Annotated in this window: 9 protein-coding genes and 4 pseudogenes; 7 read left to right on the top strand and 6 right to left on the bottom strand. The window is 48.6% G+C overall.

All coding sequences use genetic code 11. The features are described from left to right. Positions 1–431: 431 nt before the first annotated feature. Positions 432–763: pseudogene (gene rbfA / locus JCM16496_RS03880) on the top strand (30S ribosome-binding factor RbfA). 79 nt (positions 764–842) lie between these two features. Continuing rightward, positions 843–2077: pseudogene (locus tag JCM16496_RS03875) on the top strand (FtsX-like permease family protein). 8 nt (positions 2078–2085) lie between these two features. Here JCM16496_RS03875 and JCM16496_RS03870 read toward each other — a convergent pair. The 3 genes and pseudogenes from JCM16496_RS03870 to aroQ form a co-directional block, all read right to left on the bottom strand. Then, positions 2086–2715, bottom strand: a complete 630-nt coding sequence (locus JCM16496_RS03870; protein ID WP_025832435.1) for an O-methyltransferase — start codon at positions 2713–2715, stop codon at positions 2086–2088. A gap of 146 nt (positions 2716–2861) precedes the next feature. Next, positions 2862–4316: pseudogene (gene pyk, locus JCM16496_RS03865) on the bottom strand (pyruvate kinase). A gap of 20 nt (positions 4317–4336) precedes the next feature. After that, complete coding sequence (gene aroQ, locus JCM16496_RS03860; RefSeq protein ID WP_005834372.1) at positions 4337–4756, bottom strand: type II 3-dehydroquinate dehydratase; 420 nt, start codon at positions 4754–4756, stop codon at positions 4337–4339. Positions 4757–4874: 118 nt separating this feature from the next. On the opposite strand from aroQ, the gene xerD reads away from it, so the two are divergent. The 4 genes and pseudogenes from xerD to JCM16496_RS03840 all read left to right on the top strand — a co-directional run bounded on the left by xerD (position 4875) and on the right by JCM16496_RS03840 (position 10419). Next, positions 4875–5828, top strand: coding sequence for a site-specific tyrosine recombinase XerD (gene xerD, locus JCM16496_RS03855; RefSeq protein WP_025832433.1), 954 nt, complete (start codon positions 4875–4877; stop codon positions 5826–5828). Positions 5829–5964: 136 nt separating this feature from the next. Continuing rightward, positions 5965–7659: a tetratricopeptide repeat protein gene (locus JCM16496_RS03850; RefSeq protein ID WP_025832431.1), complete on the top strand. Its 1695-nt coding sequence runs from the start codon at positions 5965–5967 to the stop codon at positions 7657–7659. A 111-nt stretch (positions 7660–7770) separates the two neighbouring features. Further along, entirely contained in the window at positions 7771–8844 is a 1074-nt protein-coding gene (locus JCM16496_RS03845; protein ID WP_025832429.1) for a TlpA disulfide reductase family protein, read from the top strand. Positions 8845–8881: 37 nt separating this feature from the next. Further along, positions 8882–10419: pseudogene (locus tag JCM16496_RS03840) on the top strand (YifB family Mg chelatase-like AAA ATPase). A 37-nt stretch (positions 10420–10456) separates the two neighbouring features. On the opposite strand, the gene JCM16496_RS24845 reads toward JCM16496_RS03840, so the two are convergent. Next, complete coding sequence (locus tag JCM16496_RS24845; RefSeq protein WP_369346651.1) at positions 10457–11971, bottom strand: acetate--CoA ligase family protein; 1515 nt, start codon at positions 11969–11971, stop codon at positions 10457–10459. Then, positions 11881–12516, bottom strand: a complete 636-nt coding sequence (locus JCM16496_RS23430; RefSeq protein WP_244440227.1) for a CoA-binding protein — start codon at positions 12514–12516, stop codon at positions 11881–11883. The genes JCM16496_RS24845 and JCM16496_RS23430 overlap by 91 nt, the downstream gene beginning before the upstream one ends. A gap of 168 nt (positions 12517–12684) precedes the next feature. Between JCM16496_RS23430 and JCM16496_RS03830 the strand changes: the two genes are divergently transcribed. Next, positions 12685–13617, top strand: a complete 933-nt coding sequence (locus JCM16496_RS03830) for an acyltransferase family protein (protein ID WP_025832427.1) — start codon at positions 12685–12687, stop codon at positions 13615–13617. On the opposite strand, the gene JCM16496_RS03825 is transcribed toward JCM16496_RS03830, so the two are convergent. Continuing rightward, a complete protein-coding gene (locus tag JCM16496_RS03825) occupies positions 13604–14623 on the bottom strand; it encodes a sensor histidine kinase (RefSeq protein WP_025832425.1) in 1020 nt (339 codons plus the stop codon). The two genes, JCM16496_RS03830 and JCM16496_RS03825, sit on opposite strands and share 14 nt — an antisense overlap. Between the last annotated feature and the right edge of the window lie 15 nt (positions 14624–14638).

Genomic DNA, 14638 nt, shown 5'->3' with positions numbered 1-14638 from the left:
GGTGCTTATGTGTCTGTTCCGTTATCCCCTCATGTTTGTTCTGTCATTCCCTTATGTCTGTTCTATCAACTCCTATATATAGACGAAAGCCCACGGCTGTGGTACGCCTTGTTCACTACCGTGGACAAGGCGTACCACTGTAGTGAACAACGCGTGCCACGGTAGTGAACACTTGATAAACCCAAAGGCTTCTCAAGACAAACCACCGTGCAAAACACAACAGAAGCCTATGTAACACACAACGAAAGCCTATGCAAGAGACACGAAAGCCCGGTCAGATGCGCAAAAAACCGTTTCCACCCTCCCGGGTAAAAACGGTTCAAGTCAATAATACATGAAAAAAAAGCTATAAACAGTCGGCAGAACGATATATTTCAGTAACTTTGCTAACGTGAAAACAGGCTGCACCCCAGCATAAAAAAATGAACAGTATGGAAACTACCAGACAAAATAAAATAGCCCGTCTCCTGCAGAAGGAACTGAGTGATATCTTCTTGTTGCAAACCAAGTCCATGCCCGGCATACTGATTTCCGTCAGTGCCGTACGCATCAGCCCCGACATGAGCGTGGCACGCGCTTATCTCAGTATATTCCCCTCGGAGAAAAGCGAAGAAATAGTCAACAACATCAACGGAAACATGAAGTCCATACGCTTTGAACTGGTACCCGCGTACGCCACCAACTACGCATTATCCCCGAACTGAAGTTCTTCGTGGACGACTCACTGGACTACCTGGAACGAATTGACGAACTCTTAAAATAAGGATTAGGGATTAAGGATTAGGGATTAATAGATAGTGAAATCCCTTAATCCTTAATCCTTAATCCCTTAATCCTTAACAATGAACTTTCCCTTCTTCATTGCCCGCCGCTACCTCTTCTCCAAGAAGAAGCACAATGCCATTAATATCATCTCCGGTATTTCGGTGTGTGGAGTGGCATTGGCTACGTTGGCGTTGGTATGCACCTTGTCCGTATTCAACGGTTTTCAGGACATGGTGGCAGGCTTTTTCACAGCCTTCGACCCGGAACTGAAGATTACCGTCCGCAAAGGTAAGGTTTTCGACCCGCACGAAGCGTGCATCCGGCAAGTACACGCCCTGCCCGAGATTGACGTGTGGACGGAAACACTGGAAGAGAATGCATGGTGCAGTACAAGGACCGTCAGGCAATGGCCGTCATCAAGGGAGTGGAGGACAATTTCGAACAGCTTACATCCATCGACAGCTTACTCTATGGGACGGGAAAGTTCCTACTGAGCGACTCGGTGGTGGACTATGGTTTTCTGGGTGTGGAACTTATATCCGAGTTGGGCACCGGCATTCAGTTCGTGGACCCATTGCAGGTCTATGCCCCCAAACGGAACGTACGGGTAAACATAGCCAACCCCACTGCGGCTTTCAACCGGGAGTATCTCTTCTCGCCCGGCGCCATCTTTGCCGTCAACCAGCAAAAATACGATTCACGCTACATACTGACGTCACTCGACTTTGCCCGCCGTCTGTTCAATTATGACACGGAAGTCTCTGCCATCGAGATGAAACTGAAACCCGGTTCCAACATCGGCTCCGTACAAAAGAAAATAGCAGGCATTCTCGGCGACCGGTTCATTGTACAGAACCGCTACGAGCAGCAAGCCGATGTTTTCCGCATCATGGAAATAGAGAAACTCATCTCTTATCTCTTCCTCACCTTCATTCTGGGTATCGCATGCTTCAATGTCATCGGTTCGCTGTCCATGCTGATACTGGACAAACGGGAGGACGTGGAGACACTGCGCAATCTGGGTGCCGATGACCAGCTCATAGCGCGCATCTTCTTGTTCGAAGGCAGGATGATTTCTGTATTCGGCGCCCTCTCCGGCATCGTTTTAGGATTGTTGCTGTGCTTTCTGCAGCAACGTTTCGGGTTGATTTCATTGGGGGGAGGCAATGGAAGTTTTGTAGTGGACGCTTATCCGGTAAGTGTACATGCCACGGATATTATTCTGGTATTCTTAACGGTCATCACTGTAGGCTTCTTGTCCGTATGGTATCCGGTGAGATACCTCAGCAAGCGGCTGCTGAGAAAAAAATAAAAAAACAGTTACTTCTTGCGGATAATCGTCAATCCGTCACGCAGGGGAAGAATGACTTTCTCCACACGCGCATCCCGCGCCACCAAGTCATTGAAGGCTTTGATACTGATTGTCTGCAGGTCCGTGCGATGGGGTTGTTCTTCCAGCACATGGCCATCCCACAAGGTATTGTCGGCAATGATATATCCACCGTCGGAAAGGCGGGCGAGCACCATTTCATAATACTCTATGTATTTACGCTTGTCTCCGTCAATGAAGGCAAGGTCGAAAGTGAGGTCCAGTTGCGGTACCAGCTCCAAGGCATCGCCAATGTAGAACCTGATTTTATCGGCATAAGCCGAGTGCTCCAGCCACGGACGGGTGAAGTCCTCCTGCTCGTCGTTGATTTCAAACGTATGCAGCATCCCGCCCTCCGGCAGTCCTTCTGCTATGCAAAGTGCGGAATATCCGCTATAAGTCCCTATCTCCAGCACCTGCCGGGGACGAATCATCCGGACAAACATCTTGAGCATACGCCCCTGCAAATGTCCGGAAGCCATGCGGGGATAGAGCAACTTGACATGCGTGTCGCGATAGAGCGCTTTCAGATAATCGCCCTCATCGTCAATGTGCTGCAAAATGTATTCGTCAATCGTCACTTTGTCAATGGATTATAGGTTAGGGATAAGGGATTAGGGGTTAGGGATTAAGAATAAGGGGTAGGGATTAGGGGGGTGGTTCTACGCACAATTATTAATTAATCATTAACCGCTAATCCCTACTCCCTTATCCTTAATCCCTTATCCTACAAGTATCTGTTACTATTGGGTAGCACACTGTCTTCTGCATGCTTCAAGGCATCTTCCACTACATTGATTTCGAGGAAGGAAGTCTTTGTACCTGCCTTACCACTACTCAAATAGCCCACCATGTCCGTAGGACACAAGCGGCCTTCCTTCAACAGACGGCGAAGTGCCGCAAAGTAATACTCCTGTCCGTTGGCAAGTTCGGGCATATAGATAGCCTCCACACCGTATGAAAGTGCCAGGTGCCGCATGGTCTTTTCCTTGTAGCAGATGGCCAGCACCGGATATTTGCCACGGAAAGCGGCAAGATTACGGGCTGTACGACCGCTGTAACTGTCGGTGATGATTGCACGGATTTTCAGTTTGGTAGTGGCTTTTACTGCTTGTTTGGCAAGGAACGCAGTCACATCGTTGCTGTTCTCGTCCAGCGGAATACGGATATCATTATCGGGCAACTTGTCTTTTTCCGCTTGCGCGGCAACTTTGGTCATGGTCTTTACGGCTTCCACCGGATATTTTCCGTATGCAGTTTCACCACTCAGCATCAAGGCATCCGTACGATAATAGATGGCATTGGCAATATCCGTTACTTCCGCACGGGTGGGACGTGGATTGGAAATCATGGTATGGAGCATCTGTGTGGCAACAATCACCGGCTTCTTGGCAAGAATACACTTGCGATAAGTACACGTTGGATGCCGGGAATGCGTTCCTGAGGGACTTCGATACCAAGGTCGCCACGAGCCACCATCACGCCGTCTGCCACTTCCAGTATTTCGTCTATGTTGTCCACACCTTCCTGGTTCTCAATCTTGGCGATGATGCGGATATCGCTGTTGTGGGCATCGAGAATCGTCTTGATGTCGAGGATATCCTGCTTGTTGCGCACAAAGGAGTGGGCTATGAAGTCGATGTCTTTCTCGATGGCATAGAGGATGTTGTTGCGGTCCTTCTCGGTCAACGAGGGGAGGTTGATGCGGACACCCGGAACGTTGACACTCTTGCGGCTGCAGGGTAGCTTCATTCTGTACTTCGCAGAGCAGATAGTCGGGAGTCTTCTCCACAACAATCAGCTCCAAATCACCGTCGTCAATTAGGATATGGCCGTCCACATCCAAGTCTTTGACAAAATGGGGATAGGAGACCGAAATACATTCACGGGTAGTCTCCTGCTCCGGGTTGCCAACCACCTTCACACGGTCGCCCGCCTTGAAAGGAATGGGCTCGGCAAGGACAGTAGTGCGGACCTCCGGCCCTTTCGTATCCATCAGGATGGCAATACGGTTGGAAACCGTACGCACATTGTTTATCAACTTCTCGGCACCTTCACGGCCAAGATGTGCAGTATTCATACGTACAACATTCATACCTGCATCGAACAACTGCTTTATAAAATCAACATCACAGCGCTGGTCAGAAATCGTTGCGACAATCTTCGTTTGCTTCAATAACATAATCTATATACCTATTTTATTTAATAATCTTTTAACGCCTCCATGGCCAGACGGTAGGAGTTCAGCCCGAAACCGAGAATGACACCTTTGCAGGCGCAGGAAATCATGGACACATGACGAAAAGCCTCGCGGGCATGTACATTAGAGATATGCACCTCAATCACCGGAGAAGTGACCGAACGGATAGCATCTTGCAGAGCGATGGACGTGTGGGTGTAAGCACCCGCATTCAAAATGATGCCGTCCACATCAAAACCTACCTGCTGAATCTTGTCTATCAGCTCTCCCTCAATGTTGGACTGGAAATAGTCAATCTGTACATCCGCATATTTCTTACGGAGTTCGGCAAGGTAGTCTTCAAAAGTAACGCTGCCGTAAATGGAAGGTTCACGTTTGCCCAAGAGATTTATATTGGGGCCGTTAATAATCTGTATCCTCATAACACAATTTTTTATACCTTTGCGGTGCAAAGATAGTGCAAACCGAAAGCAGATGCAAATTTATTTGCAATTTGCTGAAATGCAGCCTATTTTCGCGAAGCAAAGGTAGAAAAAAGAAATGAAATCAGAAGAAAAATCCACGAATAAGGAGAAACAAACGCTGATAATCAGAAAGTACCACCAGTATCTGAAACTGGAAAAAGCACTCTCACCCAATACAGTGGATGCTTACCAAACAGACTTACAGAAGCTGCTACACTTTCTGGAAGGAGAGGGTATCGCTATCCTTGACACTACCCTGGATGACTTGCAGCATTTTGCCTCCGGACTGCACGACATCGGCATCCATCCCCGCTCGCAGGCACGCATCTTGTCGGGCATCAAGTCATTCTTCCATTTCCTCGTCATGGCCGACTATCTGGAGGGAGACCCTAGCGAACTGCTGGAGGGACCCAAAATCGGATTCAAGCTTCCGGAAGTACTGACGGTGGAGGAGATAGACCGTATCATCTCCACCATCGACCTGGGCACAAACGAGGGGCAACGCAACCGCGCCATCCTCGAGACTCTATACAGTTGCGGCCTGCGGGTATCGGAACTGTGCAACCTGAAAATCTCCGACTTGTATTTCGACGAAGGCTTCATCAAGGTAGAAGGTAAGGGCAGCAAACAGCGCCTTGTACCCATATCGTCCCGTGCCATCAAGGAGATAAGGAACTGGTTCGTGGACCGCAATGGAGGCTGGAAAATCAAGAAGGACTTCGAGGACTATGTATTCCTGGCACGCTGGGGCAAAAATATCTCGCGCATCATGGTATTCCATCTCATCAAGGAACTGGCGGAGAAGGCTGGCATCACCAAAAACATCAGCCCGCACACCTTCCGCCATTCCTTTGCCACCCACCTGCTTGAAGGAGGCGCCAACCTGCGCGCCATACAAAGTATGCTGGGTCACGAATCTATCGCTACAACAGAAATTTACACACATATTGACCGGCACAGATTGCGCAGTGAAATCATAGAACATCATCCCCGCAATATAAAGTACCGCAAAGAGCGGGAAATTCATTAAATTATGATAAAATTACTGCGCGAGTTAACAAACTGTAATAGGATTTAATATCTTTGCGTTGTTGTGTCCATGCCAAAACAGCACACTAACATGAAATAGACAAATTTCAATTACAAACAATTAATTTATACCTAAAATGACTAAGAAATTGTATCTGCCGTTTTTAATGGCAATGGTTGTTGCATTAATGACATCGTGCAGCAAAAAGATGGGTGAATTGTCATCAGATTATTTCACCGTAACCCCTCAAGTTCTGGAAGCTGTAGGTGGTAAAGTTCCCGCTACAATCAACGGAAAATTCCCTGAAAAGTACTTCAACAAGAAGGCTGTGGTAGAAGTGACTCCCGTGCTGAAATGGAACGGCGGCGAAGCTAAAGGCCAGTCGGCTGTATTCCAGGGTGAAAAAGTAGAAGGTAACGACCAGACTATCTCTTACAAGATGGGCGGCAACTACACTATGAAGACATCCTTCGACTATGTACCGGAAATGGCCAAATCTGAACTCTATCTGGAATTCAAGGCCACAGTAGGCAAAAAGACTGTCACCATCCCTGCCGTAAAAGTAGCCGATGGTGTAATCTCCACTTCCGAGATGCTGGAACAAACATTGGGCAGCGCCAACCCCGCCAATGGTGACGACGCTTTCCAACGTATCATCAAAGAAAAGCATGACGCCAACATCATGTTCTTGATTCAGCAAGCAAACATCCGTTCAAGCGAACTGAAGACTGCCAAAGAATTCGGCAAAGAAGTGAAGACTATCAACGAAGCTGAAAACAAGAAAATCAGCAACATCGAAATCTCTGCATACGCTTCTCCCGATGGTGGTGTAGGTCTGAACGAAAGATTGGCTGAAAACCGTCAGGACAACACGGCAAAACTCATCAACAGAGACCTGAAGAAAGCCAAGATTGATGCCGCAGTAGACACCAAGTATACAGCTCAAGACTGGGAAGGCTTCCAGGAACTGGTTTCCAAATCAAACATCCAAGACAAAGAGTTGATTCTCCGCGTACTGTCCATGTACCAAGACCCCGAACAAAGAGAACAGGAAATCAAGAACATCTCTTCTGTTTACAAAACCCTTGCTGACGAAATCCTGCCGCAACTACGCCGCTCTCGCCTGACTTTGAATTACGAAATCATCGGTAAGTCTGACGAAGAAATCGCAAACCTCGCCGACAGCGATGCCAAGCAGCTGAACATCGAAGAATTGCTGTATGCCACCACTTTGACTAAAGATGCTGCCAAGCAAGAAGCCATCTTCACAAAAGCCACTCAAATCTACCCGAACGATTTCCGTGCTTACAATAACTTAGGTAAACTGGCTTATCAGGCTGGCGACCTCGACAAGGCTGAAAGCTACTTCAAGAAAGCTCTCTCCATCAAGGATGCTCCTGAAGCAAATATGAATCTCGGTCTGATTGCCTTGACTAAGGGCGACAGAACTGCAGCAGAAAGCTATCTGAGCAAGGCTTCCGGTTCTAAGGAACTGAACGAGGCATTGGGTAATCTGTATGTTGCTCAAGGACAGTACGACAAGGCTGTCAGCTCATTTGGCGACACTAAGACTAACAGCGCTGCTTTGGCACAAATCCTGGCTAAAGACTACAACAAGGCTAAGAACACACTGGCTGCTATCGAAAGACCGGACGCTTATACTGACTACCTGATGGCTGTACTTGGCGCAAGAACCAACAATACATCTATGGTAACCAGCAGTTTGAAAAATGCCATTGCAAAAGAACCGGCTTTGGCAAAGAAGGCTGCTTCTGACCTGGAATTCGCCAAATACTTCACTAACACTGACTTTATGAATATCATCAAATAATAAAGGTTAGATTGAAAAGAACGTGCCCGGCATAGAAATATGTCGGGCATTTCTTTTTATTCACACCAAAAAGAAGTATTTTCGCGACGAAGTATCAGAAAAAGAACCGGAATGAAGAAAATCTATCTTGCATACCTTCTGCTTATTATATTGTCTGCCTGCGGCAGCAAAAATACAAATTCAGTCTACCTAAATGGTGAAATCAAAGGGCTGGGGAATGATACCCTTTATATATATGGTACGGACAAGTTCTATAACCGTATGGACACTCTGCTTGTCAAGGATGACAAGTTCTCTGCAACCCTCACCACCGACACACTTGCCTCTACATGGTTGCAATTCAGTGACGGTACGGAATATCCGCTTTACCTGGACAAAGGAGACAACATAAAGATAAAAGGTTCTGCCGCCGGACTTACTTCACTGGAAATCACGGGGAATGTTCCCAATGAAGAATTGACCGCCTTTCAGAAAGAGTTGAAAGGTTTGAGTACTCCCTCGGAGAAAGCATTGGAAGAAAAAGCAGAAGCCTTCATCAACAGCCATCCTTCTTCACTGGTAAGTATCTATCTGCTGGAGAAATATTTCGTGCAAAAACCGCAACCGGACTTCTCCTTAATCAAAGAAATGACAGAACACATGACCGGAGGCCTGAAAGACCGCCCGTATGTGGACGAACTGCTTGACCTTATCCAAGAAGAAGAGAAGGTATCCGTCGGGAAAACCATCCCTTACGTCAACCTGCCCAATGCCAAAGGCACACAAATCAGCCGTACCAGCTTTAAGGATAAATATCTGTTGATACATTTTTGGGCATCTTGGGACCCGCAAAGCATGGAAGCCAACGCTGCCCTGCGCCGGATTTACAAGAAAGAAGAAAAGAACAAGCTATTCGCACTCTGGGGCATTTCTTTGGATATCGACAGAAAGGAATGGGAAGAAGCAATCAAAAGAGATACCCTAAAGTGGGAACAGAGTTGTGATTTCTCCGGATGGAACACAGCGCCCATCAAACAGCTCGCCATACAAGCATTGCCTGCCAATCTGTTCCTTAGCCCTTCCGGAAAAATTGAAGGGAAGAATATGAGCGAGGAAGACATCAAAAAGAAACTGGAGGAGATAGAGCAAAAGGAAAAAGAGAAGAAAGAGAGTGAAAAGAAACTCAAAAAACAAAACCGACGGTAGCCTATCCTGCCATCACTAACCCCTAATCACTAAAAACGTGCTCATAAAAGTTTTTGGAGCGGCTGTTCAAGGTATTGACGCAACCCTCATCACCATTGAAGTCAACAGTTCCAGAGGCTGTATGTTCTATTTAGTCGGTTTGCCGGACTCTGCGGTCAAAGAAAGCCATCAACGTATCATATCTGCTTTGCAGGTCAACGGTTACCGGATGCCTACCAGCAATATCGTCATCAACATGGCACCGGCTGACATCCGCAAGGAAGGTGCAGCTTACGATTTACCTTTAGCCATCGGTATACTTGCCGCCAACGAAGTCATCCAGTCCGATAAGCTGGGACGCTATCTGTTGATGGGTGAACTGAGCCTTGACGGTAGCTTGCAACCCATCAAAGGAGCACTCCCCATTGCCATTAAAGCCCGAGAGCTGGGGTTTGAAGGTATGATTGTACCACAACAGAATGCCCGCGAAGCGGCAGTAGTGAACAATCTGAAAGTGTACGGAGTGGGAAACATCAAGGAGGTTATAGAATTCTTCAATGGCACGCAGGAATTAACCCCTACATCAGTCAACACCCGCGAGGAATTCTATTCCCAGCAGAGCAACTTCGATTTCGACTTTGCAGAAGTAAAAGGGCAGGAAAATGTAAAACGAGCCTTGGAGGTAGCTGCTTCGGGCAGCCACAACATAATTCTCATCGGTTCGCCAGGCAGCGGTAAGTCCATGCTTGCCAAGCGTCTGCCGTCCATACTTCCTCCCCTCTCTTTGGGAGAGAGTCTGGAAACGACCAAAATTCATTCTGTTGCCGGAAAGTTGGGCAAAGACGGTGGGCTCATCTCGAAACGCCCGTTCCGCGACCCTCACCACACCATCTCTACGGTAGCGATGACCGGTGGAGGAAGTTTCCCCCAACCCGGTGAAATCAGTCTGGCACATAACGGTATTTTATATCTTGATGAACTGCCAGAGTACAGCCGCAACGTATTGGAGGTTCTTCGCCAACCGCTGGAAGATAGGAAGATTACCGTGTCACGCATCCGATGCAATGTAGAGTACCCGGCAAGTTTTATGCTGGTAGCCTCTATGAATCCGTGCCCATGCGGGTATTACACGCATCCCACCAAGGCTTGTGTGTGCAGTCCCGGACAAGTACAAAAGTACCTAAACCGCATATCCGGACCTTTGCTCGACCGTATTGACCTGCAAATTGAAGTCACCCCACTCCCCTTTGAAGAGATGGCAGATTCCCGCCCCGGCGAATCGAGCGCCACCATACGCGAGCGTGTGATACGTGCCCGACAAATTCAAGAAGCAAGGTATGCAGACATTCCCGGCATATATTGTAATGCCAGATGAACAGTAAACTGCTTGCCCGCCACGCCCGTCCGGATGACAAAGGACTTGCCATGCTCAAAACTGCCATGAACCGGCTGAACCTTTCGGCCCGCGCCTACGACCGCATATTGAAAGTATCACGCACCATCGCCGACCTGGAAGGCTGCGAACAGATACAGCCGGCACATTTGGCGGAAGCTATCGGATATAGGAATCTGGATAGGGAGGACTGGGCAGGGTGAAAAAGGGATAGCCCCTTTAATCCCTAATCCCTAATCCCTATTTCTCTATCCGAATACGCGCATCCACCGCTATCACCTGCTTTTCAGTCGCCAGCAATGGATTGATATCCATCTCCTTGATTTCCGTTGCAAAGCGCAGCAAGGTGGAAAGCCGTACAATAATCTCGGCAAATTTATCTTCGTTCACACCCTTCTGCCCGCGCGTACCTTTGATAATCTTATAGGCACGCAACGAGTGAATCATGGAGTAGGCCTCCTCGTAGGACAACGGTGCAAGACCGGAAGACACATCCTTCAGCACCTCCACAAAAATACCGCCCAGGCCGCAGAGTACCACATGTCCGAACTTCTCCTCATACTTGGCACCGATAAACAATTCCGTCCCTTTCAGCATCGGCTGCACCATGATAGCACTGGCTTCGGGAATCTGCATCATACGGTCGAATTCCAATGCCAAATGCTGTTCACTCTTGATATTGAGCACAACACCGCCTACATCCGACTTATGCACCGGCCCCACCACCTTTGCCACCACCGGGAATCCCGTGCGACGCGCAAAGGCAAGCACTTCTTCCTTGTTGTCCGAAACAAACTCCTCCACAATAGGAATACCTGCAGAGCGGAGCAATGCCTGCACATAGTGCGGGGCAATATAACCGTCCGCAGGAATGGAATCTATAATCCGGCGAATACGGGGAACATCCACTCCAAAGAGCTCGATTTCATTATTGGCAGGCCGCGGGGCATTCATGATCCGCGAAAGTGCCGTGCCGAGGGTCACTTCATCGGCAAAGTTCACATGGCCTTTTGCCAGGAAAGCAGCGACTTCGGCTCCTGCCGTATTGATGGAGGGAAGAATCGGGAAAATCGGTTTCTTGCACGTCTGCATCTTCTCGTGCAGCACGTCGTACATCTCGAACATGGTGACCAGCCCCGGCGTGCCGAAAATAGCCATCACGGCATCAATCTCCTCAAACTTCTCTTCGCAGTAGTCTAGGCAGAGGCGCAGGTGTTCGGGTGTGCCTGTTGCAAGGATGTCGATGGGATTGCCCACAGCCGCACCGGGGAAGAGCTTGCTTTTCAGCTCCTCGGCAAGCGGTCCCTCCAGCTTGGGGACGTTCAGTCCGCCCTTACTCAACGCATCGGTCAGCATCACTCCCGGACCGCCGGCATGGGTAATGATGGCGAAGTTTTTCCCTTTCAGTTCCGGCAGCGTGAAGATACAACCTACGGTCGTCAGCTCCTCGCGCGAATAGCAACGTACAATACCCGCCTTACGGAACAAGGCCTCTACTGCCGAATCGCTACTGGCAATGGCCCCCGTATGCGAACTCGCCGCCCGGCTGCCGCTTTCGCTACTGCCCGCCTTGATGGCCGCAATCTTGCAGCCCTTCTTGATGAGCGAAGATGCATGAAACAGCAGACGGTCGGGGTCACCGATGCTCTCTATATAAAGAAGTTTTATTCTGGAATCCGCTTCCGGATTGAAGTGTTCGTCCATGTATTGCAACACATCCTCACACCGATTTGCTTGGCATTGCCCACAGACCATACAGAGTTGAACTGCAATCCCTTGGTCACGGCGCTCTCCAATATGAACACCGCTGTGGCACCGGAGCTGGAAATCAGGTCTACCCCTTGCGGATGCAGCTGCGGGATGGGCTGGCTGAATACACTGTGATGCCACGAGTTCATAAAACCGATACAGTTGGGGCCTATCAGAGAGGCTCCATACCGGTTCACCGTCTCCAGTATGCGGTCTTCCAGCACAGCACCCTCATGGGTCTCCTCACCAAAACCGGCAGAAAGGATAATGAACGCCTTCACCTGCTTCTCCGCGGCAAGCACCTCCACCGCATCGGGACAAAGCGCGGCAGGTATGGCAAGGATGGCAAGGTCCGTATCGGGAATGTCCTTCACATCCGCAAAGGCAGCAACACCCTGCACTTCGGTCTCTTTCGGATTCACGGCACGAAGCTCACCGGCATATCCGCCGCTAAGCAGATTTTTCAGGATAGCCCCTCCGGGTTTGTGTACATTGTTGGATGCCCCCACTACCACAATACTGGCCGGGTGAAGTAATTGGCTTGTTATCATAGTCTGTTTTACATTAAGTTAATGATTCATGCACAAATATACATTTTCCATACATAAAAGCAATCGGTAAAAGAGAAAATAAGCTTAATCCCTTTGCAAAATATAAATAAGTTTACGGAAGTATATATATTTGTGCCATCAATAACAATATGCAGAAAACTACCCTATATGGAAAGCCGTGTCAAAGAGATAGATTATCTGAAATGCATCTTCATCACCCTGATGATTATCTTCCACCTTGTATACATAGGCGACAAGTATCCGTATGCGAAACAAATCGTCTATACGTTCCACATGTCCGCTTTCCTGATTATTTCGGGCTATCTGGCCAATAACCGGAAGGATGCCCGAAGCTTTCTCCGCAAGTTCCTATGGATTTTCATTCCGTATGCCTGCATGGAGGCGGCCTATACGGTGATGTCGCATTTCCTGCCCATACGCGAAAGGGTGGATGCCATTACTCCTACCGTATTGCTCGACAAGATATTCCTCCATCCGATGGGGCCTTACTGGTATCTGCATACACTGATTCTGTGCAGCCTCATCTATTATATCACATTCCGCTATGTACGGCTGTCGGTTGTCTCCCGGCTGATTGTGGCCGGTGTCTGCCTGTTTGCCCTTTCCTATTGGGGAGGATTGATGAACTTCTCCAATGCCCTCTATTTCCTTATCGGCATGATAGTGAGCCAAAGCGGGCTTCGTTTTACACAAGTCTTTCGCGCCACAACCTTCGCCATTGTCCCATTCGTAATACTATGCTGCTTTCCCGACAATCTGGATAGGGGGACTCTGGCAGGAGTCGCCATCACCTGGCTTTCCATCAGCCTGCTGTTGGCAGCCTACGGCTATCTGCCGGCACAAGCCAAACGGCTTTCCTTCTTTATAGGGCGCAATACGCTGGTCATACTCCTTTTCTCACCCATTTTCACCATTCTGTCCAAGGCGTTCCTACCTATATTCGCCTTCGACCCTACGGGGATGCTGTTCCTTGTCACTGCCACCGCCTTCACGCTGAGCGGCTGCATGGGTATGGCGTGGGCTATGGACAAGATGCACGTTTCCAGATTCTTCTTCGGGAAGAGTACTATATTGTGTTGAGGCGGTTCACGTCTCCACCCACAAAGGGAAGTTTCACCACAAACTCCTTTTCGTCCTTAAGAATCTCCACCAGCGTGCCGTATAGGGCATACTGCCGTTGTAGGTTCTTCAATCCCGCTCCATTACTGGCCACATAGTTGCGCAACTGAAGATTGTTGCGTACCGTAATCCCTTCGTTTCCTATGGATATATGGACTATCAGCGGCGACTTCTTTGTACTGATATTATGCTTCAAGGCATTCTCCACAAGCATCTGTATGCTGGCAGGAATGACGAGACAATGATGATTCCGCAAATCATCTTCTATCTCCACATGCAGCGCATCGCCAAAGCGGATATGCTCCAGGTATAAATACGACTCTACGAACGACAGTTCTTCCTGCACGGTCACCGTAGCTCTGCCATGCGTAGTGAGCAGATAACGGTACACCGTAGACAGCTTCTTGGCAAACCGGTTCGTCTTTTCGGCATCCTGATAAGCAAGGGAGGCAAGGACATTCAGACTATTGAATAAGAAATGAGGATTAATCTGGTTTTTCAGCGCCTCTAATTGGTAAAGCGCCTTCTCCTTCTCCACAACCGCCAAGCGTGTCTCAATCTCCGAACGTTGCAGGCTGTAGAAGAATATCTCCATCTGAAGGACGATAATCCAGCTCCACGGAATCACCGGCAGGGAGTTTATCAGAATATGCCACACATCCCTATGCCCACCCGTCAACAAAACATTCAGAAGGAATGTCAGGAAGACAGCCAGCAAAGTGGTCAACGCCACATCCACTAAAATCCTTACGGCATTGCCACGATGCTTCAGCCTTCTATATACAAGGCTGATAATGCGGAAGTCGATACCCCCCAAGCCGATGCACAAAGGGAGGTTCAAAAAGAAATGAACCATGAATCCCGTATGCCACGGATTGCCACTGATGACATTATACACACATCCAAAGACGAAGAGCGAGACGGAAACCGTCAGTATAAAAAGGAATATGTACCTCTTATGCCTCATAACTTATAACTCATA

The sequence above is a fragment of the Bacteroides rodentium JCM 16496 genome (genome assembly GCF_000614125.1).
In the GTDB taxonomy this organism is placed as follows: Bacteria; Bacteroidota; Bacteroidia; order Bacteroidales; family Bacteroidaceae; genus Bacteroides; species Bacteroides rodentium.
The sequence above is the reverse complement of the archived record's forward strand: the minus strand, read 5'-3'. Positions and strand labels throughout refer to the sequence as shown.